Annotated in this window: 24 protein-coding genes and 1 tRNA gene; 19 read left to right on the plus strand and 6 right to left on the minus strand. The window is 64.0% G+C overall.

What is annotated here, in order from left to right; all coding sequences use genetic code 11:
- Window positions 1-20 precede the first annotated feature (20 nt).
- Both U5S82_19780 and U5S82_19785 read right to left on the minus strand, forming a co-directional pair.
- On the minus strand, window positions 21-2,033 hold the full coding sequence (locus tag U5S82_19780) for a transglutaminase-like domain-containing protein (GenBank protein MDZ7753818.1): 2,013 nt from the start codon (window positions 2,031-2,033) through the stop codon (window positions 21-23).
- Complete coding sequence (locus tag U5S82_19785; protein ID MDZ7753819.1) at window positions 2,030-3,403, minus strand: DUF58 domain-containing protein; 1,374 nt, start codon at window positions 3,401-3,403, stop codon at window positions 2,030-2,032. The genes U5S82_19780 and U5S82_19785 overlap by 4 nt, the downstream gene beginning before the upstream one ends.
- A 200-nt stretch (window positions 3,404-3,603) precedes the next feature.
- On the opposite strand from U5S82_19785, the gene U5S82_19790 reads away from it, so the two are divergent.
- The 6 genes from U5S82_19790 to U5S82_19815 are packed head-to-tail and all read left to right on the plus strand — an operon-like array spanning window position 3,604 to window position 9,497.
- Window positions 3,604-3,924: a chaperone NapD gene (locus tag U5S82_19790; protein ID MDZ7753820.1), complete on the plus strand. Its 321-nt coding sequence runs from the start codon at window positions 3,604-3,606 to the stop codon at window positions 3,922-3,924.
- Window positions 3,925-3,978: 54 nt separating this feature from the next.
- Window positions 3,979-6,702, plus strand: a complete 2,724-nt coding sequence (gene napA, locus U5S82_19795; GenBank protein MDZ7753821.1) for a nitrate reductase catalytic subunit NapA — start codon at window positions 3,979-3,981, stop codon at window positions 6,700-6,702.
- Window positions 6,703-6,757: 55 nt separating this feature from the next.
- Window positions 6,758-7,510: a ferredoxin-type protein NapG gene (napG, locus tag U5S82_19800; protein ID MDZ7753822.1), complete on the plus strand. Its 753-nt coding sequence runs from the start codon at window positions 6,758-6,760 to the stop codon at window positions 7,508-7,510.
- A complete protein-coding gene (gene napH / locus U5S82_19805; GenBank protein MDZ7753823.1) occupies window positions 7,507-8,436 on the plus strand; it encodes a quinol dehydrogenase ferredoxin subunit NapH in 930 nt (309 codons plus the stop codon). Before napG ends, napH begins: the two co-directional genes overlap by 4 nt.
- A 15-nt stretch (window positions 8,437-8,451) precedes the next feature.
- Window positions 8,452-8,913 (plus strand): nitrate reductase cytochrome c-type subunit, encoded by a 462-nt coding sequence (locus U5S82_19810; GenBank protein MDZ7753824.1) that lies wholly within the window; start codon window positions 8,452-8,454, stop codon window positions 8,911-8,913.
- Between the two features lie 41 nt (window positions 8,914-8,954).
- The gene (locus U5S82_19815) at window positions 8,955-9,497 is read left to right on the plus strand and encodes a 4Fe-4S dicluster domain-containing protein (GenBank protein ID MDZ7753825.1); all 543 of its coding nucleotides are present in this window, start codon (window positions 8,955-8,957) and stop codon (window positions 9,495-9,497) included.
- A gap of 154 nt (window positions 9,498-9,651) precedes the next feature.
- Here the strand turns inward: U5S82_19815 and pntB are convergent, their stop codons facing one another.
- The 3 genes from pntB to U5S82_19830 all read right to left on the minus strand — a co-directional run bounded on the left by pntB (window position 9,652) and on the right by U5S82_19830 (window position 13,462).
- Window positions 9,652-11,040 (minus strand): Re/Si-specific NAD(P)(+) transhydrogenase subunit beta, encoded by a 1,389-nt coding sequence (gene pntB / locus U5S82_19820; GenBank protein ID MDZ7753826.1) that lies wholly within the window; start codon window positions 11,038-11,040, stop codon window positions 9,652-9,654.
- Window positions 11,041-11,055: 15 nt separating this feature from the next.
- The gene (locus tag U5S82_19825; GenBank protein ID MDZ7753827.1) at window positions 11,056-12,618 is read right to left on the minus strand and encodes a Re/Si-specific NAD(P)(+) transhydrogenase subunit alpha; all 1,563 of its coding nucleotides are present in this window, start codon (window positions 12,616-12,618) and stop codon (window positions 11,056-11,058) included.
- A 172-nt stretch (window positions 12,619-12,790) separates the two neighbouring features.
- Entirely contained in the window at window positions 12,791-13,462 is a 672-nt protein-coding gene (locus tag U5S82_19830) for a Bax inhibitor-1/YccA family protein (GenBank protein MDZ7753828.1), read from the minus strand.
- Window positions 13,463-13,730: 268 nt separating this feature from the next.
- On the opposite strand from U5S82_19830, the gene U5S82_19835 reads away from it, so the two are divergent.
- The 12 genes from U5S82_19835 to U5S82_19890 all read left to right on the plus strand — a co-directional run bounded on the left by U5S82_19835 (window position 13,731) and on the right by U5S82_19890 (window position 23,307).
- Window positions 13,731-13,818, plus strand: a tRNA-Ser gene (locus U5S82_19835).
- Window positions 13,819-14,054: 236 nt separating this feature from the next.
- Window positions 14,055-14,609 (plus strand): hypothetical protein, encoded by a 555-nt coding sequence (locus U5S82_19840; GenBank protein MDZ7753829.1) that lies wholly within the window; start codon window positions 14,055-14,057, stop codon window positions 14,607-14,609.
- A gap of 111 nt (window positions 14,610-14,720) precedes the next feature.
- The gene (locus U5S82_19845) at window positions 14,721-14,948 is read left to right on the plus strand and encodes an AlpA family phage regulatory protein (GenBank protein MDZ7753830.1); all 228 of its coding nucleotides are present in this window, start codon (window positions 14,721-14,723) and stop codon (window positions 14,946-14,948) included.
- 253 nt (window positions 14,949-15,201) lie between these two features.
- Window positions 15,202-18,693 carry a hypothetical protein gene (locus U5S82_19850; protein ID MDZ7753831.1) on the plus strand — a complete coding sequence of 1,164 codons (3,492 nt, stop codon included), beginning with the start codon at window positions 15,202-15,204 and terminating at the stop codon, window positions 18,691-18,693.
- An 88-nt stretch (window positions 18,694-18,781) separates the two neighbouring features.
- Window positions 18,782-19,189, plus strand: coding sequence for a DUF5681 domain-containing protein (locus U5S82_19855; GenBank protein ID MDZ7753832.1), 408 nt, complete (start codon window positions 18,782-18,784; stop codon window positions 19,187-19,189).
- Window positions 19,167-19,388 carry a hypothetical protein gene (locus U5S82_19860; protein MDZ7753833.1) on the plus strand — a complete coding sequence of 74 codons (222 nt, stop codon included), beginning with the start codon at window positions 19,167-19,169 and terminating at the stop codon, window positions 19,386-19,388. Before U5S82_19855 ends, U5S82_19860 begins: the two co-directional genes overlap by 23 nt.
- Window positions 19,389-19,539: 151 nt before the next feature.
- Window positions 19,540-19,788 (plus strand): hypothetical protein, encoded by a 249-nt coding sequence (locus U5S82_19865; protein MDZ7753834.1) that lies wholly within the window; start codon window positions 19,540-19,542, stop codon window positions 19,786-19,788.
- Between the two features lie 155 nt (window positions 19,789-19,943).
- Window positions 19,944-20,330, plus strand: a complete 387-nt coding sequence (locus U5S82_19870; GenBank protein ID MDZ7753835.1) for a thermonuclease family protein — start codon at window positions 19,944-19,946, stop codon at window positions 20,328-20,330.
- 43 nt (window positions 20,331-20,373) lie between these two features.
- Entirely contained in the window at window positions 20,374-20,583 is a 210-nt protein-coding gene (gene csrA / locus U5S82_19875) for a carbon storage regulator CsrA (GenBank protein ID MDZ7753836.1), read from the plus strand.
- Window positions 20,584-20,889: 306 nt separating this feature from the next.
- A complete protein-coding gene (locus U5S82_19880; GenBank protein ID MDZ7753837.1) occupies window positions 20,890-21,339 on the plus strand; it encodes a hypothetical protein in 450 nt (149 codons plus the stop codon).
- A gap of 98 nt (window positions 21,340-21,437) precedes the next feature.
- The gene (locus U5S82_19885) at window positions 21,438-22,004 is read left to right on the plus strand and encodes a LuxR C-terminal-related transcriptional regulator (protein MDZ7753838.1); all 567 of its coding nucleotides are present in this window, start codon (window positions 21,438-21,440) and stop codon (window positions 22,002-22,004) included.
- 499 nt (window positions 22,005-22,503) lie between these two features.
- Entirely contained in the window at window positions 22,504-23,307 is an 804-nt protein-coding gene (locus U5S82_19890; GenBank protein MDZ7753839.1) for a PEP-CTERM sorting domain-containing protein, read from the plus strand.
- An 846-nt stretch (window positions 23,308-24,153) separates the two neighbouring features.
- Here the strand turns inward: U5S82_19890 and U5S82_19895 are convergent.
- Complete coding sequence (locus U5S82_19895; protein ID MDZ7753840.1) at window positions 24,154-24,732, minus strand: recombinase family protein; 579 nt, start codon at window positions 24,730-24,732, stop codon at window positions 24,154-24,156.
- Between the two features lie 221 nt (window positions 24,733-24,953).
- Here U5S82_19895 and U5S82_19900 point away from each other — a divergent pair, with 221 nt between their 5' ends.
- Complete coding sequence (locus U5S82_19900) at window positions 24,954-25,562, plus strand: hypothetical protein (GenBank protein ID MDZ7753841.1); 609 nt, start codon at window positions 24,954-24,956, stop codon at window positions 25,560-25,562.
- Window positions 25,563-25,586: the final 24 nt, after the last annotated feature.

The raw sequence follows: 25,586 nt of genomic DNA on the forward strand, positions 1-25,586 counted from the left end.
TGCGGTGCCCGAGTCGGGCCTCAATCGCCCGCACGCCTGGAAGATACGGTACCGAGACGGGGCGCCAGGTCCGCACAACGCCGGGCCAGGGCCTCTCGGGCCGTGGCTTCATCCCCGGTGCCGAAGCGCAACCGGTTATGCAACCGAACGACATCGCGCAACTCGCGGTAGGGCAGTGCCGTCCGCGGCTGGCGGCCCTCGGCCTGGCCCAACCACTGGATCAGGGTCTGACCCCTGGGGCGCGGTCCCAGATGCTCGGTGAGGGCGGGATACAGGGCCATCAGGGGGGTGTCGGGCAGCACGGCGGGGGCCTGTCCATGGTCGTCCCGCACCGCGGGCTCCCGGCGTACCCGGCGTTGCCTCGCCAGGCGCCACATCAGTAGGGCCACCAGGGGTGGCAGCAGCCACAATGTCCAGTTCTGGGTCCCGCTGTCCTCCCGCCACAGCCAGCGTTTGAACAGGAATTCCACCCGCGCCACGAGGTCGGCGGCCGGTTGCCACCAGGGCGCCGTTTGCGCCTCCTCCAGTTCGGGCCACACGGGGGGCGTAAAGTCCAGATCGCGCCACGCGGTCCCGTCCCATGCCTGGGCCCACGCATGGGCATGGCGGTGCCGCACCACATGATGACCCACCAGGGGGTTGAACTCCTCGACCGCGTAGCCCGTAGCATAGCGGGCCGGTATCCCCGCTGCCCGTAATAGCAGCACGGTGGCGGTGGCGAAGTATTCGCAGTGGCCGTGGCGCTCGGTGGTGAGGAATTTCACCAGGGGCGGGGCATCGGAACGCCTGCCCGACTGCCACAGGCTGTAGCTGAATCCGTCCTCGAAGAATGCCTCCAGTCGCCGGGCGGTTCGGGCCACGTCCAGGGCCCGCAGCCCGAGGTCGTCGACGATGCCCGTCATCACCGCGCCATAGGGGGTGGCCACCTGGAGATCCCCGTCCTGGGGTGGACGGTCGCGGCGCGCCTCGCCGCTGTGCAGGGCCTCGAAGAAGATGAAGCCGGGACTGCCTTCGGTCTTGACGGTGCCGAGGGCATTCTGCAGCACCTGCTCCGCCGCCAGCCCATGCAACCTGAAGGTCCCCGGCGGCAGGGCCAGCAGGGCCCGGCCCTTGCGTGGCCTCGCGCTGATGCGGGTGGAGAGGCTCTCCCCCGCGGGTCGCGCCATGAGGCGCCAATCGGCGCCGCTGCCACCCACCTTCACGGCCTCGAAGGGTCGCTGGGGCGCGGTCCATACGCCGTAGGCATAGCGCTGGTAAGAGGCCTGGCGCAGTAGCAGGGTGGGGGCATCCGCCGGCCGCCCCGTGACATGGAGTACGATACCATCGGACAGCTTGAGCTGGCCGATGTGGCCGATGGCGCTGACGGTGCGGTAGGGGTCCCGGTTCTCCCGCATGCGGCCGCCGATCCAGGCCAGCACCAGCTCTTCCATTTCCGTCTGCAGGGCACGCATGCCCATCTGTCCCATCCATCCCAGGCCGGCCGCCACCAGCAGGGCGACCACCCACACCAGGTGCCGCGAGCGGGGGGGGCGGATGCCCGCCAGGGTCCATACCGCCAGCATCAGCATCAGGGGATAGAAGTACGGGTCCCGCGGCACGCTCGCCGCCGCCGCCATGAGACACAGGGCCAGGTAGGGATAGCCGAGGTGGAGGGCCCGGGAGGCGCCGCTGCCGGGGCGCCGGCGCTGGCGCCTGAGGCTCAGAAACAGGGCGCCGGCGGGGATGGCGCCGCGGGCGCTGTAGGTCTGCACCAGCACCAGGGGAAACATCAGCATCGGCATCCAGCCCACCAGGGAGAAGATGCCATGGGCCCCGTCGCGGGAGAACAGGTAGACGGTGGCCACGATGAACAAGACGTTGGTGAGGTCCACGGTGCGATCGAAGTCCCAATCCCCGATCTGCCAGCGCCACCTGACCCAGCGCGCCGACTCCAATACGATGGCCAGACCGACGGCCACTACCGGCAGGGCGGCGTAGTAGCCCCATACCAACAGGTAGGCGGCGTAAAGCAGGGGCGGCGGGGTGCCGTTCATCCCGGGGCGGCCCCGGGCCCGCGGTCCAGGTCCTCCTGGATGCGGCCGGGTCGCAGATGCCACAGCCAGCGGGGGCCGTCCCCGTAGGGGCCGGCGTCGATGGACTTCTCGGGCGAGACCACGAACACCACGAGGTGGATGCCCACGGCCCGCAGCCGCTCCACGAGCCGGCGGCGCGGCGCGTCCCACTGCACCAACACCAGCACCATCCCCGTGACTCGGGACGCCTGACCGAGCAGCATGTCGGCCAGGGTCCGGAAACCGTCCTGCCCGGCGGGCCCGAGGCAGGCAAGGGCCTCCAGCAGGTGTTGTTCGCCACCCGTGCCGCGACCCGTGGTGAGGCGGTGGGGGCGATTGCCCACGAACACCAGATCCAGCAGGCTGTCGGTGCGGGGCAGGGTGACCACGTAGGAGGCGGCCAGGGAGATGGCCTCCTCGAAGGCGGGGGTGGCCGCGGCGCTGAAGGTATCGAGGGCCAGGGCATGGCGGACGAAGAACTCGTCCTGGTATTCCCGCACTACGGGGTGCCCCGTGCGTGCCCAGCCCCGCCAGTGGATGCGCCGGACGGGATCCCCGGGCCGGTAGTCGCGGGTGGCCACGAATTCCTCGGATTCACCCACATGCCCCGAGTAGGTCACCCCCCCGGGTTGCTCCTGGCGGCTGCCGGGGAGGGCCAGGCGGGGTACGGCGTAGCGCCGGGGCAGCACCAGCAGGCGGTCCGGGGCGGCGGCATGATGCAGCGATCGGGCGAGGCCCAGGGCCTCCGGGCGCGCCAGCCGGGTACCCGTGAAGTAGATGAAGCCACGACGCAACGGGGTCGCGGTGATCCGCACCTCCACCTCGGCAACGGCGGGGCCCGCCGGCAAGGTCTGCTCGGGGATCGACGCCCCCATGCCTTGGTGCACCAGGGCCACGAAGCGGGGATAGCCCACCTTGCGGTCAAACCAGTTGTGATGTCCGTCTGCCATCGCGTCGGCGCGGCGAAACGCGCGCGGGCTTGGATAGACGGTTTCCAGTTCCTCGACGACGCCATGGCCGCCCTCGAGAACCCCCGATTGCGCCCGCAGCTGCAGGCGGTAGGTGAAGGGTTGACCCATGGTGGCCAGGGGCGGCAGCTGGCGGGCGACGGTGTAGCGCCCGCGGTGCAGCACCAGAAGCAGGAAGGCGGTGAGCAACAAGGCCATGCCCAGGGCGAACAGCTGATGGGCGAGGCTTTGGCGCGTGTCCACCCCCAGGGCCCCGGCCGTCAGGGTGGTCCCCAGGAGTATCTGGCCCGCGGGCGTCAGGCGCCGCCGCAAACGCCGGCCGGCGCCGTAGATGACGCGGAACAATCGCAGGACCGCACCCCGGGGGGATAAGGAGGCTTTCAAGGGACCTCCGGGAATGGGGGCGGACAGGGGGCGGCCGTACGGCAAGTCATTGGTTATTTAATTAACTACTAACGCGTTGATTTCAGTCAATTTCGGCCTGCGAAGCTTGTTCTGGATCAAGGACACTGCGGTTTGCTGCATCTAGGGTGATTCGTGTCGCGGGCGGTTGTTCCGTCCTCATGCTGGCTGGAGGATAACGTATGAACCTATCGGGCATTCTCGTGGTTGCCACGCCCCCGCATATGGCCGCCGTGGTGGCGGAACTGGACGCCCTGCCGGGCGTCGAGGTCCACCATACCGACCCGCCGTCCGGACGCATCATCGTGGTTCAGGAGGCCGAGTCCATCGACGACGAGGTCGCCGGTCTCAAGCGTATCAAACAGTTGCCCCACGTGGTGATGGCCGAGATGGCCTATCACTATTTTGCCGAAGACCCCCAGAACTATCCGCCGGAGCGGGTGGAGGCCCTCGACCGGCCGGCCGTTCCCGACTATCTCACGGCCGACAATCTCACAGATTAACGGACCGGCTCCGCCGGTGTGGTCGTTCACGTTTTCAGGAGAACCATCATGGAGTTGACCCGCCGAAAGTTTCTCAAGAGCAGTGTCGCCGCCTCGGCGGCCGCCGCCGTCGGTATACCGGTGAGCAAGTCCTCTATCGCCCAGGCCGCCGAGGCCGAGAAGGACTGGCAATGGGACAAGAGCGTGTGCCGCTTCTGCGGCACCGGCTGCGGCATCATGGTGGCCACCCAGGGCGGCCGCATCATGGCCACCAAGGGTGACCCCGACGCCCCCGTGAACCGCGGCCTCAACTGCATCAAAGGCTACTTCAACGGCAAGATCATGTACGGCAAGGACCGCCTGACCCAACCCTTGATGCGCATGAAAGACGGCAAGTTCCACAAGGAGGGCAAGTTTTATCCGGTGACCTGGGATCAGGCCTTCGACGAGATGGAGAAGCAGTTCAGGAAGACCTACAAGGAGATGGGCCCCCACGGCGTGGCCATCTTCGGCTCGGGGCAGTACACCATCCCCGAGGGCTATGTGTCCGCCAAGCTCATGAAGGCGGGCTTTCGCAGCAACAACATCGACCCCAACGCCCGCCACTGCATGGCCTCGGCGGTGGTGGCTTTCATCCAGAGCTTCGGTATCGACGAGCCGGCGGGCAACTATGACGACATCGAGTACACCGACACCATCGTGACCTGGGGTGCCAACATGGCCGAGTGCCATCCCATCCTGTGGGCACGGGTGTCCGATCGCCGCCTCTCCAGCGACAACACCCGCATCGTCAATCTCACCACCTATGGCAACCAGACCTCGGACATCGCCGACGCGGAGATCGTATTCAAGCCGGGCACCGACCTGGCCATCTGGAACTACCTGGCCCGGGAGGCCATCGCCCGGGATGCCGTGAACCACGAATTCGTGGACAAGCACTGCGTCTTCGCCACCGGGCCCTATGACATCGGCTATGGCATGCGGGCCACGGACGAGTATGCCTTCGACGCCGAGAAGGACATCCAGGCCAAGGAACTGAAGGTGACCCTGGACAAGTACGAGGCCGTCGCCCAGCGCAAGGAGCCGGGCACCGTGGTGGAGCAGAAGAACACGGCGGCGCCGGTCAAGCATTGGCAGATCGGCTTCGACGACTTCAAGAAGGGGGTGGAGCCCTATACCCTCGACTTCGTGGCGGAACTCTCCAAGGGTGACCCGGACGAGTCCCTGGAGTCCCACAAGAAGAAGCTTGAGCAGCTGGCCGACCTGTACCTCGAGAAGGATCGCAAGGTGGTGAGCTTCTGGACCATGGGGTTCAACCAGCACTACCGCGGCAGCTGGGTGAACGAGCAGGCCTACATGCTGCATCTGCTGCTGGGCAAGCAGTCCATGCCGGGCAACGGCGCCTTCTCCCTCACGGGCCAGCCCTCCGCCTGCGGTACCGCCCGCGAGGTGGGCACCTTCGCCCATCGCCTGCCCGCGGATATGGTAGTGGGCAATCCCAAGCATCGCGAGCGCGCGGAGAAGATCTGGAAGCTGCCCGCCAATACTCTCAACCCCAAGACCGGCAGCCACATCAACAAGATCATGCGGGACCTCGAGGACGGCGGCGTCAAGTGGGCCTGGGTGCAGGTGAACAACCCCTTCCAGGCCACCGCCAATGCCAACCACTGGATCACCGCCGCGCGCAAGCAGGACAACTTCCTGGTGGTCTCGGAGGCCTATCCCACGGTGTCCGCCAAGGTGGCCGACCTCATCCTGCCCACCGCCATGATCTTCGAGAAGTGGGGCCTCTACGGCAACGCCGAGCGCCGTACCCAGGGCTGGCGCCAACAGGTGGCGCCCCCGGGCGAGGCCATGGGCGATGTATGGCAGGGCCTGGAGTTCGCCAAGCGGTTCACCCTGAAGGACGTGTGGGGTGAGCAGAAGGTGGCGGGTGCACCGGGTGACAAGCTGCCCGACGTGCTCACGGAGGCGGCGAAGATGGGCTATTCGCCCGACGACACCCTCTATGACGTGCTGTTCGCCAGCCCGGAGAACCGCAAGGTGGCATGGCCCGACCACGCGGTCGCCAAGGGCCATGACAACCACATCGCCGAGCGGCTGGGGGACGGCTGGTTCCCGGAGAAAGCCCTGTTCAACGAGTACCGCCAGTTCACCCTCAACTTCCAGCATGATCTGGCGGATTTCGACACCTATATGCGCGACGACGTACGGGGCCTCAAGTGGCCGGTCATCGACGGCAAGGAGACCGAGTGGCGCTTCAACGAAGAATACGACCCCTATGTGCCCAAGGGTGCCGGCTTCGCCTTCTACGGCAAGGCCCTCAAGGCGACGCCCACCGGAGATCTGGACGGTGTCACCAGCGCAGACAAGAAGCCCCTGCCGGACAAGGCCAAGATCTTCTTCCGCCCCTACGCGGCACCGCCGGAGCAGCCGGATGAGAACTACGACCTGTGGCTGGCCACCGGCCGGGTGCTGGAGCACTGGCACACGGGCACCATGACCCGCCGGGTGCCCGAACTCCACCGCGCGGTGCCCACGGCCCAGTTGTACATGCATCCCGAAGATGCCAAGGCACGGGGGCTCAAGCGCAACGATGTCGCCTGGATCGAATCCCGCCGCGGCAAGATCAAGGCGGTGGTGGAGACCCAGGGGCGTAACCGTGCCCCGCGGGGCTACACCTTCCTGCCCTTCTTCGACGAGGGGGTGTTCGCCAACAAGGTCTGCATCGACATGACCTGTCCCATGTCCAAGGAAACGGACTTCAAGAAGGCCGCGGTGAAGGTGTACAAGGCCTGAGGATCGACGAGGGGGGCCAGGGGACGGCCCCGAACCGATGCCGGAGATGGAGGTGATGAGCAGCACTCGCAGGGAGTTCCTGATCAAGTCCGCCCAGGGTGTCGCCCTGGCGGCCACCGGCGGGCTGGTGTGGGCCTACCTGCTGAAGCAGCAGGCCAACGCCGCGGCCTTCGCCATCCGCCCGCCCGGCGCCCGCGTGGCCGACGATTTCAATACCAAGTGCATCAAGTGCGGCCAATGTGTGCGGGCTTGCCCCTTCGATACCCTGAAACTCGCCCATACGGGCGATGCGGTGCCCATCGGCACCCCCTATTTCGTGCCCCGTGATATCCCCTGCTACATGTGCGAGGACATCCCGTGCATGAACGCCTGCCCCACCGGCGCCCTGGACCCGGGGCTTGCGGACATCGCCGATGCCCGCATGGGGCAGGCCGTCATCGATATCGAGAACTGCCTGTCCTGGCAGGGTCTGCGCTGCGAGATCTGCCACCGCGAGTGTCCCCTGACGGACAAGGCCATCACCGTGGAGCACAACCCGCGCCGCATCAGCAAGCACGCCATGTTCGTGCCCCTGGTGCACAGCGATGCCTGCACCGGCTGCGGGATCTGCGAGAAGGCCTGTCCCACCGACGAGGCCGCCATCCGGGTGGTGCAGCCTGAACTGGTACGGGGCCGCATCGGGGAGCATTACCGGCTCGGCTGGAAGAACGACGCCGGCATCACCGAGGATTTCGACCCCGGTCGCCCCGAGGCCGCGCCGCCGGCCGCGCCCACGGGCCTCGATTATCTCAACGAGGGGGGGCTGTGACCGACACCGGCCCGCCGCGCCTGGGGCCCAACGGCCGGCCGGTCCGGCATTTCGTCATGCCCGGCTCCCTCGGGGGCAGGCTGCGGGTGTGGCGCTTCATCATCTATCGGCGTCTGGTCCAGGTGGGTCTGCTGGTGCTCTTCTTCGGCACCGCCCACTGGGGCTGGAACGTCTTCGGACGGCCGCTGTTGCAGGGTAATCTGAGCGCCTCCGAGGTGTTGGGGATCATCCCCATGGCAGATCCCTTCGCGGTCCTGCAGATCACCCTCGGCGGCGTGGTCCTCAATCCGGAGGTGTGGCTGGGGGCCGCCATCGTCCTTGGTGCCTATGGGCTCATCGGCGGGCGCACCTGGTGTGCCTGGGTCTGCCCCATCAATATGGTGACCGACGGCGCGGCCTGGTTGCGGCGCCGCCTCGGGGTCTCGGACATATTCCATGTGAGCCGCAACCTGCGCTACAGCGTGCTGGTCTTGAGCCTGGTGCTGTCGGTGCTCATGGGTGTGGCCGCCTTCGAGTGGATCAGCCCCATCGCCATCTTGCACCGCGAGCTGCTCTACGGCATCGGCATGGGCTGGGTGGCGGTGCTGGGGATCCTGCTGTTCGACCTCCTGGTGCTGCGCCACGGCTGGTGCGGCCATCTTTGTCCCCTGGGGGCCTTCTACGCCCTGGTGGGGCGGGTGGCCCTGGTGCGGGTGGCCTTCGATACCCCCACCTGCACCCACTGCGGTGATTGCGCCCGGGTCTGCCCCGAACCCCAGGTGCTGAATCTCAGGCAGGCCTCGGAGGCGGGCATGATTGCCTCGGGGGAATGCACCAACTGTGGGCGCTGCATCACCGTATGCCCGGAGGACACCCTCGCCTTCGCCCTGCGTCCCCGTATCGACGCCCCCGCCGGGGGCACGAACCACCGTCAGGTCCACACCTAGGAGAGTGATATGAGAATGAGCCATCTGATGATAATGGGTGCCCTGCTGGCCTACGCCACGGCCGCCGCTACCGCCGAGCCCCTGGCGGCGGACGAGATGGGCCTCAGCAAGACCAGCGTCTTCGACACCCCGACCCCCGACGCCTTCGCCTATCCGGATGCCCAGCCGCGACAGAGCACCATGCTGCCGCGTGCCTACGGCGGTTTCGGGGGCGCGCCGCCCCAGATACCCCATGCCATCGACGCCTTCATGCCCATCACCGCCGGCAATAATGCATGCGCCGCCTGTCATGATCGCCCCCATCTCATCGGCCGTGCATACCGCAAGGGGGCGACCCCACCCATACCCCGCAGCCACTACGGCGGCTTCAAGGGTGAGGGTGACGAGAAGACCCTGTCCGGGGCCAACTATGTATGCTCCCAGTGCCATGTGCCCCAGTCCGGTGCCGAGCCTCTGGTGGTTAATACCCGTGACTAGGGTCGTGCGCCGGGGGGGTGGTCCTGGGCCGGGGACGCGGGATGTCCCGGACTTCTGACGCCGGCGCCCCGGACCCGGTACGGCGAGGGCTGCTGCGGGGCGAGTTCCTGACCCGGGAGGGGCGGCAGCGCGTGGAGCGGCGCGACAAGCGTTTGGGTCCCTGGCCACCCGGGCTGCAAGTGGTGGAGGAGGCCTGCAACGAGTGTAGCGGGCCGTGTGAGCCGGCTTGTCCCCAGGAAATCGTCCGCTTCCATCCCCTGGGCCATCGTCTCGCCGGCGAGCCCTACCTGGATTTCACCCTGGCGGGCTGTACTTTCTGCGGCGAGTGTCTCGAGGCCTGCCCGGAACGTCAGACGGTGGCTCCGGGCAGCACGGTGCGGGTGAGGGGTGAGGCGCGCCTCGCCCGTGACCGCTGCCTGGCGTGGAACGGCGTGCTGTGCATGTCCTGCCTGGGGCTCTGTGAAGCCCGGGCCCTGGCCATGGACCGCCGGCGTCGCCTGGTCATAGACGTTGAGCGCTGCACCGGTTGCGGCGCCTGCGTCGCCCCCTGTCCGGTGGGTGCGCTGGCCGTGGCGTGCGCCTGAACAGAACGAGACAGGAACCACGAAAGACACGAAATAGGCCAAAAGATGTAGGACGGGGATGAACGAGATCCCTCCCGATCCCGCGGCCGTGTGCGGTTTACCCTGGCTCCCCGGTTGGAAACCGGCCGCGCCGGCGGGATACCGACAGGGACCGCTATAAGGCTGCCTGGATGGCCTCGGTGGTGGCGCGGGCGTCGCCGAACAGCATGCGAGTGTTTTCTCGGAAAAACAGAGGGTTCTCCACCCCCGCGTAGCCCGTGGCCATGCTGCGTTTCATCACCACCACCGTCTTGGCATTCCACACCGCCAGCACCGGCATGCCGGCGATGGGGCTGCCGGGATTGGTCTGGGCGCTGGGATTGACGATGTCGTTGGCACCGATCACCAGCACCACGTCGGTGCTGGGAAAATCCGCATTGATCTCGTCCATCTCCAGCACGATGTCGTAGGGGACTCGGGCCTCCGCCAGCAACACGTTCATGTGGCCCGGCATGCGCCCGGCCACCGGATGGATGGCGAAGCGCACGTCCACGCCCTTGGCCTTCAGTTTACTGGTGATCTCCGCGATGGGATGCTGGGCATGGGCTACCGCCATGCCGTAGCCGGGTACGATCACCACACGGTCCGCGTCCAGCAGCAGCCGGGCCGTCTCCTCGGCGCTGATGGGGTCCACCTCGCCCTGCTCGTCATCGGATGCGCCCGCGACCGCGGCGGTGGCGCCGAAGCCGCCGGCGATCACCGACAGGAAGTGGCGGTTCATGGCCTGGCACATGATGTAGCTGAGAATGGCGCCACTGGAACCCACCAGGGCGCCGGTGATGATCAGCAGGTCGTTTGACAGCATGAATCCGGTGGCCGCCGCCGCCCAACCCGAGTAGCTGTTCAGCATGGATATCACTACCGGCATGTCCGCACCGCCGATGGCGAGCACCATGAGCACGCCGAAGGCCAGCGCCATTGCCATCATGGCCAGCAACATGGCGAGGCCGAGGCCCATCTCCGCCCCCACGAACCAGTAGCCGGCGAAGATGCTGGCCAGGAGCAGGCCCAAGTTCAGCCAGTGGCGGGCCGGCAGGAGCAAGGGTTTGCTGGTGATGACCCCCTGCAGCTTGCCGAAGGCGACCACCGAGCCGGTGAAGGTGAGGGCGCCGATGAGGACCCCCAGGTAGATCTCGATCTCATGGATGGTCCGCTCCACGCCGCTGTGGTGAACGGTCGGGTCCAGATAGGTGGCGAAACCCACCAGCACGGCGGCCAGTCCCACGAAGCTGTGGAGCATGGCCACGAGTTGCGGCATGGCGGTCATGACCACCCGGCGTGCCACCACCAGGCCGACGACGGCGCCGATGATCATGGCGGGGGCGATGAGGGCGTAGTTGGTGACCGCCGTCATGGATACCGTGGCCACGATGGCGATGAACATGCCGACCATGCCGTAGAGGTTGCCGCGGCGCGCCGACTCGGGATGGCTGAGGCCCGACAGCGAGAGGATGAAGAGGGCGCCGGCGGCCAGGTAGGCGGCGGTGGTGAGTCCTGATGACATGGGGTGAGTCGCTCCTTAGTCGTCCTGCTTCTTGAACATGCCCAGCATGCGCTGGGTCACCAGGAAACCGCCGGTGATGTTGACGGTGGAGATGAGCACGGCGATGAAGGCGAGGATGGTGACCAGGCTGCCTGGCGGACCCGAGATCTGCAGCAGGGCGCCCACCACGATGATGCCGCTGATGGCGTTGGTAACGCTGATGAGTGGGGTGTGGAGGGACGGTGTCACGCTCCACACCACCTTGTAGCCGATGAAACAGGACAACACGAACACGGTGAAGTGATTGAGGAACTCGGGCGGCGCCGTGGTCCCCACCCCTGCGAACACCAAGGCCAGCACGCCCATGATGGTGGCGGTGCGCCACGGGGACCCGTGCTTTCTGGCCTTCGGTGCCGGTGCGGGTGCAGGCTTCGGCCCCGCCGGCGGGGCGGCGGAGATGCGCGGCGGTGGTGGCGGCCAGGTGATCTCACCGTCATGGACCACGGTGCAGCCGCGGATCACCTCGTCGTCCATGTCGATGACCACATTGCCGTCCTTCGCGGGCGTCAGCTCGCCCAGCAGATGGCGGATGTTGGTGGCGTAGAGTCGGCTGGCCTGGGTGGCCAGTCGGCTCGCCAGATCCGTAAAGCCGATGATGGTGACGCCGTGCTTCACCGTCACCTCCCCCGGCACCGTGCATGCGCAGTTGCCGCCCTGTTCGGCCGCCAGGTCTACCACCACGCTGCCCAGGGCCATGGACTTCACCATGTCCTCGGTGATGAGCTTCGGCGCGGGCTTGCCGGGGATGAGGGCGGTGGTGATGATGATGTCCACCTCCCGGGCCTGGGCCGCGAACAGGGCCATCTCTGCCTCGATGAAGGCCTCGCTCATCACCTTGGCGTAACCGCCTTCGCCGCCGCCGTCCTCTTCCATCTCCACCTCGAGGAACTCGGCGCCCATGCTTTCCACCTGCTCCTTGACCTCGGGCCGGGTATCGAAGGCGCGCACGATGGCCCCCAGGCCGGCGGCGGTGCCGAGGGACGAGAGGCCGGCCACACCCGCGCCGATGACCAACACCTTGGCCGGTGGGATCTTGCCCGCGGCCGTGATCTGGCCGGTGAAAAAGCGGCCGAAGTGCTCGGCGGCCTCGATGACCGCCCGGTAGCCGGCGATGTTGGCCATGGAGGACAGGGCATCCAGCTTCTGGGCCCGGGAGATGCGGGGCACCGCGTCCATGGCCAGTACGTTCACGCCCCGGGCCGCCAGGCGTTTCATGAGTTCCTCATTGCGCGCCGGCCACACGAAACTGATGAGGGTGGCCCCTGCTTTCATGAGGTCCGCCTCATGGTCACCCGACGCGGTGACGGCGGGCGGCATGACCTTGATGATGACGTCGGATGCGGACCACAACTCGCGCGCGTCCTGGTAGACGTCGGCCCCGGCCTGGACGTAGGCGTCGTCATCGAAGTGGGCCTCGGTACCGGCCCCGCTCTCCACCGCGACGGTGAATCCCAGTTCGATTAGTTGTGCTACGGACTCGGTGCTGGCGGCGACGCGCCTCTCGCCGGGCTGGGTCTCTTTGGGAATGCCGATTCTCATGGACTGATGAACTCCCCGTGGAAATATCGGACAGGTGTGCGGTTTACGTTACAGCGGGTGTGTCGCAGACGGGACGGGATTATAACACCGGGCAGTTCTTGCGCCCCAATGAAAAAGGCCCCGCGGTTACGGGGCCTCTGGAAGGGACCGGGGAACGCCGCCCTGCGGGCGATTAGTCGTTGCCGCCGAACGCACCCAGCAGGTGCAACAGGCTGGTGAAGATGTTGTAGATGGCCACGTAGAGGCCGATGGTGGCCAGTATGTAGTTGGTCTCGCCGCCGTGGATGATCTCGCTGGTCTGGTACAGGATGTAGCCGGACATGAGCATGATGAACATGGCGGACACGCCGAGCGACAGCGCCGGAATGTTGAAGATCATGGCCGCGATGCCGGCGATGAAGGCCACCAGCACGCCGGTAAAGATGAAGCCGGCCATGAAGCTGAAGTCCTTGCGAGTGGTCAGGGCATAGCCCGACAGGCCCAGGAACACCACGCCGGTTCCGCCTAGTGCCGTCATCACCAGCTGGCCACCGTTGGGCAGGGCTGCATAGTGGTTCAGGATGGGCCCGAGGCCGAAGCCCAGCAGGCCGGTCACGAGAAACACCACCCAGATACCGGCGGCCGAGTTGGCGGTGCGCGGCACCACGAACCACAACAGACCCAGGGACACCAGGGAGGCGATCATGCTCACCCCGATGGGTGGGTTGATGGCCATGGAGACGCCCGCCGTCAAGCCACTGAACAGCAGGGTCATGGACAGCAGCATGTAGGTCTGGCGCAGGACCTTGTTGGTCGATAGCGCCGACTCCTGGCCTCGCGCGATAGCGAATTCGTTGTTTCTCATGGGGTTACGAGCCTCCGGTTAATATGGTTTATGCCGCACCTTGAGACTACGGCCGCTGGGAAAAGTTCTGACGAATCATAACCGACGGGGTCGAAATATCAACATTGCGGTCTTGGTGGTGGCCCAGACTTTCCGATATGCTCTCCCGCCGCTCACTTGCATCGCAGAATGGCGGCGGCGCGCGTCCTTTTCAAGGGCCGGCCGCGCGGCGTCCCGCGGCCCGAACGCCGCGGTCTGCCGGGTAGGGCGGTCAACGACAGGTTTAATCGGAGAGGTGGCTGAGTGGTCGAAAGCACCGGTCTTGAAAACCGGCGACGGGCGACCGTCCGTGGGTTCGAATCCCACCCTCTCCGCCATTTAGTTTCTAAGTAGTTGTTTAGAAAGCGTAAAAAACGTCGCACACAGACTGTCCCATCAAATCTACTGTAATAGCGTTTCTCCCTGCTGGCCTTGCCGGCTCCCTACGGGGGCCACCCTCCGTATTTCAGTCGCAACAACTGCTCCGCTAAAGTTCCTCAAGCAATGTCCACTCGGAACGATATCCGAAAGGGAGACGTAGTTTGTCACCGGACTGAGAGGACGAGACGGAGCCATGACGGACAAGGACTACAGATGTCTGAGGGATCTCATTTGCCATGAACGCATACCGGTAGCGGAAATCGCTACAGTCGTTGAGGAAGAAGGCGCCTTGTGGTTGGACGGCGTTGGTAGGTTCCGCTCAGCTCACGACTCCGAGAAAAAGGCAATCCTTGAGGAATTAAACACCGTATATAAGCATCAGCAGATGACTGGTGGGAGCCCCTCTGATAACTACGTTTCCGGTGCGTATTTCTTCGGGCTAGAAGAGATGGGTACTGATGCGGATGAGTATGGCCATCCCCTTCTGAGGGCGCGGCTCGTACTTGATGAGAACCGCAAACTCAGCGGCCCGAGAAAAAAACCGCTCGACAAGGATCTGCACCCCAAAGAACGCAAGTCCTTATTGAGGATCGTTGCGGCACTTTGTAAAAAACAAAACATAGATTGTCACAAGCGTGGCGCAGCCACAGAATTGGTACAGGTAACAGAAAGGCTCGGGCAGCCAGTCTCACACGGGACGATCGAAAAGTTTCTCAAAGAGATTCGTGATGACCTGGACCTAGAGTAGGCGTAGGACAAGCCAAATCTCAATTGGGATTTCAAAATCCCAATTATCCCGGCCTTCAGATTAACTCCCCTAACGTACGACCTGGTCCATCAAACGACGAGGTCGTACGAGATGTCACAGTTGCCGTCAGAGGGCTTTCTTCGAGAAGCCCAAATCCTGGGTGATCTAAAGGCAGATCCACCCATCCCACCGATAATTCCGGTCTCTCATTCGTCATGGTGGGCGGGTGTAAAAGCCGGTCGCTTCCCACAGCCCGTGAAGCTCGGGCCACGCATTACAGCGTGGCGAGTCGAGGACATTCGCGCGCTCGTTCAACGACTCGCGGAGGGCGCGCTGTGATCGATATCGAAAGGAGCGACAACAGCCGAAGCTTGCGAGGAGTGTTCGCCTGGCACACGCGCGGTCGAGTGCCGCCCGAGTGGCAAGAGCGAATCGAGGAGGTGCTGGGTAAGCGCGTTATGTTCGGGGGGCAGCGATGAAAACGGTCGGATTTCACCCGGAACAAATCCCCGCCCAACTCAAGCGCGATGGCCGATGGTGCGTCTGGCGCGCCTTCCCCAAGAAGGCCGGCCGCGGATGGGACAAGGTGCCCATGAAAAGCCCGCAGGCCGGGGTCTCGACCGCGGAGCCAGAGCAGTGGCTCACCTACGACGATGCCCTGACCCTCTACAAGCGCGGCGGGTTCAAAGGCCTGGGCCTACAGTGCGAGCAGGGTTACGTGTGCGTGGACCTGGACCACTGCGTGGCAGATGGCGTGCTCGAGCCCTGGGCCCAGGAGCTGGTGGACTACCTCCACAGTTACACCGAGCTGTCCCCGTCGGGCACCGGCGTGCGGGTGGTGCTCGAGGGCACCGCCCCACGAGACCTGGGCTGGTCCGAGGACCGCCAGGTGGAGTTGTACGCCGGGCACTCAGCGCGGTTCGTTACGGTCACCGGCAAGCAGCTGAACGGGGAGCTGACCGAGTTCACCCCCGAGAAGCAGGCCTGGCTATTCGACAAGTACGATAGCACGTCCCCGGAAGAGAGTGACGCCGAGGCCGAAAAGGCGAGCCTTGCGGCCTCACAGGGCGCTGTTCCGCTGGTGTTCGGCACAGGGCGAAAGCCTCGCACGAAGACGATAACCCCCGATGGCAAGTGTCTCGCGGAGATACACCCGGAGCGCTATTTCCAGTTCAGGCCAGGGTACTGCGACGGCATCGAGCCACTTTACCGACTGCTCGAAAGGGTAAGCCGTAAGGAACGTCTGTTCCTGATTCGAGGACGGCTTACTACCTACGGCGAGACCCTGGCGAGAGAAAAGCGTCCTGGACGCCGGTTGGCCCACCCCAAGCCTGATCACCCCGCGACGCTGGAGACAGCCGAGGACCGCCTCTTCGTCCTCGACATCGACGGGGCGCCCATCCCCGATTTCGATCCTCAGCATCCGGAACCGGGTATACGATGGCTATTGGCACAACTCGGACCAGAGTTCGAGACGGCCTCCGCTGTAGTGCAGTTAACGTCATCTCAACAAGTGCAGGTTGGCTCACCAGCGCGCCTTCGCCTCTACTTCATTCTCGATACCCCCATGCTGCTCGAGCATCAGAAATCCTGGCTGGCAGAGGCTGCAGCGGGCCATGCCGAGTTGAAGATCGACCCAGCAATTGCCCACGTCGCTCAGGTCATCTATACAGCCAGCCCGATGATACAGACCAAAGACGGAGGTACTGCGGCAGACCCGATGCCACAGAGGTGGCTTCTGGTGCGCGGCGAGACGGACACGCTCGGTCTGGAGTGGGACGCAACCGTAGCAGGCTCGGTATCTATTCCTGTAGGTAATGGAAGCTCTTCGCTTCGAGTGACCCTCGCGGTCGACGGCGAAGAGCTGAATCGAATCAATTCTCCTACAGGCCTTCATGAGCAGATTCTGAGCGCGACTCTCTCTTTGGTGAGGAACCGCCAGGGTGAACTTTCTGCCGACGAGATAGAAGATCTCGTCTACAAGAAAGTAAAGTCCTTGGAAAAGACAGTACTCGCGGCTCGCAAGAAGGAAGGCCGTCTGTCTAGCGGCCCGTTGCGCCAGGAGATTGAGCGAGCGGTCGAGGGCGCGGTTACCCTCTTGGGCCCGACGTTGTTCGGCAACACGCCACCTGTCGTAGAACTGCAATACGATGCCGAACAGGGCACGAACGCTCTAGGCAAAGCCATAAAAGAGATCCTGGAAGGTCCTCCGGGAAGGCACCTTATCGCGGGCGCGGCCGGCCTGGGGAAGACCACACAGGTGCTTCGACAGGTGATTGAACGAAACCTTCGAGTGGACCTATACGTTCCGGACCATGCGCATGCAGAGGAAGTGGCGGAAAAGATCCGACATCTTGGGGGCACAGTCCATGTCCTTCGAGGCCGAACGTACAAGCACGATGGACATACTTTTTGCCGCAAGTCGGCCGTCATCGAGAGTTTGGAGAAAAGGGGTGCGCCCACGCCCACGTACCAAGAGTTGTGTGGAACAGAGAAGTGTCCATGTCCATACCGCGATGGGTGCCCCTATATTAATCAGTTCGTCGACCCTCTTGCAGCACGCATTGTGATAAGAACCCACAGCCATCTCGCCACAAAGCCGAACGAGCTTGATAAGGCGCTGGAGGAGATTCTGGGCTCTCCGCAGTTCAACGTCGTCGATGAGAGCTTCATCGACAACCTGGTCGGGGAGGACGAGGTCAGATTGGCCGCGCTCAATGATGCAGATGCGTTCGATTTACGGGATCCGGAAGAGCTTCCGGTGTTGGGCGAGGAAGGGGGAGTAGAGTCGCCTGTCAACGGCACGATAAGCGATGCGATCCTGGAGGCCGCACGAGAAGGCAAGCCTGTCCTGGGAGTGTTACAAGACAATTTCGAAGAAGAGCTGGAGCTGAGGCTACGAGTGCCAAGTCTATCGGCGAGACACCAGTTACCCCTTCGTCCGGAGGATACGATGGAAGATGCATTGATGGCAGTGCGCGATATTGGCCACTCTGAGCGGGTTGCAATGGCTAGCGTACTCCAGATGCTCCGCGCGGCAGTACAATCCGAATACTGCAACAATGTCTGGATTGAGGATGAGCGCTTAAAAGTCTCCTGGGTGGCAAAGGCATCGAGGCTTAGGCGACGCGGCATAGGTTTGTTGATATTGGATGCGACGCCGCCAAGACAGGCATTAGACGCGCACTTCCCTCGACTCAACTATCATCCCATACCAGTAAGACGTAACGTCGAACTCATCCAGGTATATGACCACACCCTGTCGTATGGATGGCTGCAAAAGCACTCTGACCGTGTGCAGGACATCGCAGGCTTCGCCTGGTGTCTTGATGGCGGTGCTGTTGTACCAAAGGCCGTGACAAAGCAGTTCGAAGACCTGGGCGTACCACACCTGACGTTCGGCAAGCTGCGCGGACAAAACAAGCTCGAGGCATGTGAGGTAGGGATTATCGTGAGCCGGATTCTTACACCGGCGAAGGCTGTAGAGTCGACGGCACGGGCGATCTATTGGGACCGAAAGCTGGAGCTGCCAGGGGCGTACACCCAAAGGAGGGTGCCCTATGCAGGACGCAGGGATGGCCCCAGTACGGAGCCCTGGGGGCATGTCGACCCCCTTGTGCAGAGCATGCTAGAGAGCAAGCTCGATCACGAAGTTCTACAGGCTATTGATCGGTTTCGGCTGATTCACAACCGGGAGCCAAAGCGGATCTTTCTAATCACTGGCCAGCCTATCGCCGGTATTCGCCCTGACCGGATATGTACCCTGAAAGACCTGCTCGGACCGCCCGGGCTTATGACCCTTGTGGCCGAACAGCAGGGGCGATTGTCGCTAAGCCATAAAGCTGTAGAGGCCCTGCGCGGCGGAAAGGGGGCGAAAGCGTGGGCGATGCGCGTCCGGCAGTGGGCCGAGAAGGGGCGTGACGCTGTCGTGTTGAAGCGCGTGAGAAGGGCTAGGAAGGGGCGCCCTGGGTGGGAGTTGATCTCCGCGAATAGGGATCAATCCTCTATTAATACTAATAGGGATTTGATCCCTATTCCCGCCAAGCGCGCGAGCGAGGAGAGTTCCCACGTCACGGACTCCTGAGTAGAAAGTTCTAGGGCACAACCTAAACTAAAAAAGGAAGAATCGGGGTGTTATAATTTCAGCAATGATATATCAGGGTGGGTGCAATATGGTTTGGAAGAAAGGTCAATCGGGAAATCCAAAAGGCCGTACGCCGGGCACCGGAAAGGTCGCCCAGATGCGGAATCAGCTTGAAGGGCACCTGCCGGAAGTCCTCGAGACAATTGCCCTCAAGGCGGAGCTCGGCGACATGACGGCGGCGCGGCTCCTGCTGGATCGTGTCTTTCCGGCGCTGAGGCCGGTAGAGGTGCCAGTGACCTTTCCCACCGGCAACTCGTTGACGGACACCGGGGCGGCCGTCCTCAAGACGGCAGGAGAGGGGGAGATTCCGGCGAGCCAGGCGGCGCAGCTTCTGACGGCCCTGGGCGCGCTGGCACGCGTCAAGGAAATGGACGAGCTGGCCGAGCGGCTCGCGCGCCTCGAGGAGCAGGTGGGTGACGTTCAGAAAGCGGGTTGAGCTGCTCGAGGCGCGCGTCGGCGATAGGGACCGCAGCGAATACTTTCGAGGCCTCGCGAAGATCACCGGCGACGACCCGGAGGAACTAGCGGCGGCCTATCCTTCATACATCCGGTGTCACGACGACATGGTGCTCTACCTCTGCGCGCTGGAGGAGAACGAGAGGGCTGCTGACCTCGCAGACGGTGCAGAGCCCTGAGATCAGGAAAACATACCTCCACGGTGGGGCTGGCCGTGAGGTAGGCGCACCTTGTGACCCACCTCACGGTATCCCTATGCTCACCGTGCGATACTTCGCTTCGAATCAGACAACGCCACTTCAATCACGAGCAATGCTCGGGAGGTTGCGTATGTCTGATTTCAAGCCAGGTTCCCTGGTCGTCGTGACCAGTGCTGAAGGCCTCCACCTCGCTGTAGTTCTCAATCCTCCACGCCACACCGAGAGCTACCGTGAGGCGGAATATCAAACAAGAGACCCGATCGAGGTCTACAAGGTCCTCTTCCTCGACGATGAGGAGGAGTACTACGTAGAGGGGTGGCAGCTCCAGTCCTTCCCGAGACCAGAGGACGTAGTCCTGGTGGCCATGGAAGAGGACTAATTCCCTCCGCCCGGGAGCCTCGCTCCCGGGCCCTTCACCTCTGGGTCAACAGCCGCTACCCTTAGCGCCTCGTAAACCGGCAAGGAGGCTATCAGTGTTCTCCAGCCCTCGCGGCCAGCCCTCAGTGTGACCTACGCGGCCAGACCCAGCGGGTAGTGGACGGCGACACTCTGCGCCTGGCCGAATCCCCCCAGGCGCAGCCGGTGAAGATCCGACTCGCCGACATCGACACCCCTGAACGCGACCAGCCCTACGGCCGAGAGGCGACCAAGCTGCTGGCCCGGCTCGCTTATGGCCGCACCCTGTGCGCGACTACCATCACGGTGGACCGCTACGGTCGGACGGTGGCCCATCTCTACGACGGCGACGAGTGGATCAACCGGCAGCTCGTGGTGGCCGGCGCGGCATGGGTCTACCGCAAGTATGCCAAGCCCCCGTACCGCAAGCCGCTGCTGGAGGCCGAAGCGGCGGCCCAGAACGCCGACAGGGGGCTCTGGAAGGCCGCCAGCCCCGTCCCACCGTGGGAATGGCGCCGGAGGTAGCGGCCACCATCACCAGAGCAACGCAACAGCCAAGGAGGCAACCATGCTTATACTCACCCGCCGCGTAGGCGAAACCTTGCGCATCAACGACGACATCACCGTGACCGTGCTCGGAGTGAAGGCGAATCAGGTTCGGATTGGCATCGAGGCGCCTTCAGAAGTAGCGGTGCATCGGGAGGAGATTTATCAACGCATCCAGGCGGGCGGGCCGCGGCCAGTGCTTGAGGATGGTCCGCCAGCGCCCAATGAGTAAGTGGGAAGAACGGCGTTCCTGAAAGGTTTCGCTACTTTTAAAAGCGAAACTGTCGGAAAACTTTACACTTGGCGGAAACTGTGAGGGACCGGGGTTCTTAGAGTCCGCTCTTCTTTTCCTTGCAAAAAGGCATGAAGGGCACTTAGGTCGGAGCTACGGCATCGCTCGGGAACCCCCCGTCAACCGATGCTTCCTGAAAGGGATAAAGGCCCCCTTCTGCATAGGGCTCTACACGTAATTATGGAAACAAGCCCGATTCTTTGCTTAAGTTAAGAGGAACCCGACTCGCCGCAGTGACACTGTCACATGGACAAGGACCAGGCCTCTTTCATCGACCGGATATACGGCGCAGCGCTTGAGCCGCACCTGTGGCACGAGCTGCTTCCCGACATCATGGACTGGCTGGACTGCTTCGCGGCGGACATGTCCGTGATCCGGCACGGCCAAGGCATCGTGGCCAACGTCAGCGTCACCCCAGATCCCACCGTCCTTCCCGAATACATCGAGTATTACTGGGCCATCAATCCGCGGGTCGAATTCGGTGCGGCAGCGAGGGTAGGACAGATCCTGTCGGACCGGGACATTCCACTTGAGCGGCGGAAGCGCAGCGAGTATTACCAGGAGTACGTGCCCCGCCACCGCCTGGGTGACTACATGGGGGCGCTGATGCGTAACGACCGCGACGGCATGGCATACGTGGGCTTTCTCCTGCCCGCCGACGCGGGGCCCCAACGGATCTCCAGTTCGAGCGCCTGAGCACGCTGATACCGCATCTGATACGCGGGCACCAGATACAGGAACGCTTGGGGACGCTCCAGACCCAGACGAAAGCCCTAACGGCGATCACCGATCGCATGGCGGCTGCCGTGCTGGTGCTGGACAGGCAGGGCCGGGTGATTTTCATGAACCGGGCGGCCCGCCAGCTCGTCACCGACGGGGATGCACTGCAGCTGGAGGGCCTCGAGCCTGTGGCGGCGTTCCGGGGTGCCCGCAGGGGCCTCGCGGTCGCCATCAATCGCATCATCGTCGGTGAGGTCGATGGCGAACGGCCCCACGGCGGCGCTACCCTGCAGCTCCCGCGCCAGAGCGGTCGCCGACCACTTAATATAATGTTGACCCGCTTACCCGCGAGCCAGCCCTTCGCTCGCGGGGGCGTCGCCGCGATATTCATCACCGACCCGGAGCGCATCCCGCCGAGCACCGAGGACCTGCTCGCCGACCTCTACAATCTCACCCGCCGCGAGGCTGCGCTCGCTCGAGACTTGATGAACGGAATCACCGTGGAAGAGCATGCAAGGTCACGCCAAGTCTCCATCAACACCACCCGTACACACCTGCGCAATCTGTTGCGCAAGACCCACACACGGCGCCAGGGAGAACTGGCGGCGCTGCTGCTGCGCACGGGTAGCGGAATCGTGTAGCCCGGAGGACGCCGCGCGGGGATATTTCCAGAAAACCTTACACAAACTCGCCGCGTGACCCGCCGGCTAAACTCCCGAACTTCAACGATAATAGGCGCTTACGCCAATTTCTCATTCATATGAATGAGTCGGCAACTTTGCCGCGCCCCAAGCATTATCAGCTATAACCTTCTGTTTTCTATGCCACAACCAATTTGGCACGGTCCCTGCTTTTAGCTCAAATGTTCATCCTCAGCGCCCGGAGGGCGGCGTATTGGGAAGGCGAAGCGCTGCTTGGTCTGATCGGCGTTGCTTGCTGCAGATGCCGCAGGCACTGACTGGCCAGCCATCTACACCGGCTTGAATAGGCGGGAGAAGTGCGACGCCCACTTGAAGGGACATGATTCGGAGATGACGGAAAACCCAGCGACACGAAACTGGACCACCTTGATCAGCCTACGATGAAGCGGCGTCCATGGGCGGTGATATATCTGGATGGAAACGACAACGGATAAAGGAAATGAACATGAATATAGAGCGGATAGTGAAGGGATGGGGTATGGCGGCGGTGTTGATGCTGCCGGGTGCGGCAAGTGCGACGCTGATTGACCGGGGCGGCGGTCTCATCTACGACGACGTGCTGGACATCACCTGGCTGCGGGATGCGAACTATGCGTTCACGTCGGGTTTTGCCGCCGCAAATCTCGAATCGGACGGCGGTACCGACGACATCTCCGCCGACGGGCGCATGGGCTGGGACGCGGCGGTGGCCTGGGCGGACGACCTGGTCTTCGGCGGCTACGACGACTGGCGCCTGCCGACCCTGGGCCCCATCGACGGCAGCGCCTTCGACGCGTTCTTAAGCAACAACGCCACCACCGACTGGGGTTGGGCGAAGACCACTACCGACGGCACGGATGGCGGCTGGCGGGACGGGTCCGGCAACCCGGTCTCGGAGATGGGGCACATGTACTACGTGAACCTGGGCAACCTGGGCTTCTGCACGCCGAACGATGGAGACCCGACATCGTGCGTTGAACAGCCCGGCTTTGGCCTCGACAACACCGGCCTGTTCGACAATCTCCAGTCCGACGGCTACTGGTCCGGGTTGGAGTCTGGGACCAGTAACGCGTGGAACTTTCGCTTCAACCAAGGCGCGCAGGTCAGAAACTCCAGGCACGTCGGGTTCTTCGCGTGGGCTGTTCACCCCGACGATATCGCCGCGCAGAGTGTGCCGGAGCCCGGGACCCTGGTGCTGCTGGGGGCTGGGCTGGGGCTGCTGGGGCTGGGCCGGCGGGCGCGGCGGCATTCGGCGCTTCGGTGATTCGGGCGCTTTGGCCCTTTCCCCCTCCCCCGCTTGCGGGGGACAACCCCGCCGGGAGCGGGATTGAACACCGCGAAGCGGTGGCCCGGAAGGACGAAGGGCAGGATGCCCGGAGTATGGGTCGGGGAGGGGGGTGAGGGGGTGAGGGGGTGAGGGGGTGAGGGGTGCAAGGGGAGGCCTCCCCCTGCATCGCCCGCAGGGCGATTTGTCGGAAAAGTTGACAATGGCCCGCTACGAGCACCTGCCCATCTACAAGCAGGCCCTGGACGTGGCGGTGCACTTCGAGCCGGTCTTGGCTTGAGCCGGCGCAAGCTGAAGGCCTGAGACTCCCCCGGGAGCAACCGCACGAACCTCGCTCAGGGCAGGCAGGGTTTTTTCATGTCTAGCGGTTTCGCTTCTCCCAGAAGCGCAACCAAATAGGACGCTATTTCCTATGAAGTGAAGGCCCGGGGCCGGGCTGGGAAGGCGGTCTAAGGTTCCAGGGCTGCGCGTGATGAGATCTCCTCGCAAAACCACTCCTGAACAACAGCACTCCCGTTCGCGTGCTCGATACCCCGTAGCCGCAGGGAGGTAGGCCCGACGAGGACCAGGACGGGCTCGTAGAGCGGCGGGAGCAGCGCGTCGCCGGCGGGGGCAGTGGAGTCCCGCAGGGTCGCTACTCGCACGGGGACTCCGCTCTTCGATAACTGGACATGGGTCAGGAGTTCGCCGACCAAAGGCTTGGCGTTCGCCACGTCGCGCCAGCGGCGACGGCGGCCTCGATAGCGGAGGGGTTGAACGCGAAACTGCATGGCCAGGACCGTGAGCTGTATGGATATACAGTATCTCCGAACAGCGCTCCCAGGGCTACTTCGCCACCACCCGCTGGACCACGCTGACACCGACGCCCAGTTCCCGGGCGATACGCAGCATGCCCTTGCCCTCAGCCCTGGCGGCCCGTATGGCCGCTTCGACCTGTGGCTGGACCTGGGGTCTTCCCAACCGCTTGCCCTGGCTACGAGCACGCTCCAGGCCCGCCTTGACCCGCTCCTGGATCATCGCCCGCTCGAACTCCGCGAAGACGCCCAGCATCTGGAACATGGCCTTGCCGGCGGGGGTGGTGGTGTCGACGCCTTGCTGGTGAAGGAAAAGCTCCACCCCCATGGCGTGGAGTTCCGAGAGAAAGCCCACGAGGTCCTGCAGGCTCCTCCCGAGGCGGTCTACGGACCAGGCCGCCACCAGGTCGAACTCCCGCCGGGCGGCGGCCCTGAGCATGGCGTCGAACTGCTTGCGGAACTCCCGGCCCTTGGCCCCGCTGACCCCGTTGTCGTCGTAGATCTTGACGACCTCATGTCCGGCCCGCTCGGCCCAGCCCTCCAAGGCCTGGATCTGGTTCTGCGTGGTTTGGCCGTCGGTGGAGACGCGGGCGTAGATAGCGATGCGCATGCGAACACTCCGTGATTTCGATACGGCCAGACTATACCATAAACAACCGTTTAACGTATAGCTTGAGGCGGCTCGGCAAGCTGTTGAATTATCAAGAGCGAGGAGGCGCAAAATCGGGAGGGTTTTCCGTATACCTAGTTTTCCCGGCGCCCCGCGCCCGTGAGTGTCGGCGTCCTGCTACACTGAAAGTCAAAAGGTTCGCCACTCACTGCGACCTCAACATGAACGACTGGGAGGCAGATCCAGATGGCGAAAGTTATCGACAAAGGATTAGCGGGGCCGGACAGCCCGATCTACAACGGTGGGTTGAACGTGACCTCTATCCCCGGGTACTTGGGGTCAACGAGACGTTCAGCAAAAAGTACGGGTGGGGCGACCCCGGCCGACTCCGATTCTCGCGGCGGGGTGAGCCAGGAGATCCGCGACGAGATGCACCGGCGAGCCTCGGAAGGGATGCTGGCGCAAGTCTCCGACTCGACCGAGAAGGACGAGTCCCCCTCACCCACTGGGGGAAACAAGAAGGGCTGACGGCCCTCGACCCCAACTACTGGGGCACGGCGGCGGCTGGCCAAGAGCGGAGCCGCGCCGGCCCCGGATTCAAACCCCGCACCTACTACGGCCTGCCCGGCTACCGGGTGGAGTCCGTGGTCTCCGCCCGCGCGAAGAACCGCTACTTCACCACCCTGAACCCCGCCTCGCTGTACGATCATGGCGGAGATCCCGACGCCCTTGCGGCGCTGGTTCTTATGCTTGTGGGCCGCGAAGGCGAGTGCATTCATCAGGTGCGAAAGTTCCTCGTGTTTCATGGTACTCCTTCCGTTGTGGGGTAGACGGCGAAGACCGTGTTGTCGTCC

Source organism: Gammaproteobacteria bacterium, assembly GCA_034522055.1.
Classification (GTDB): Bacteria; Pseudomonadota; Gammaproteobacteria; order JAABTG01; family JAABTG01; genus JAABTG01.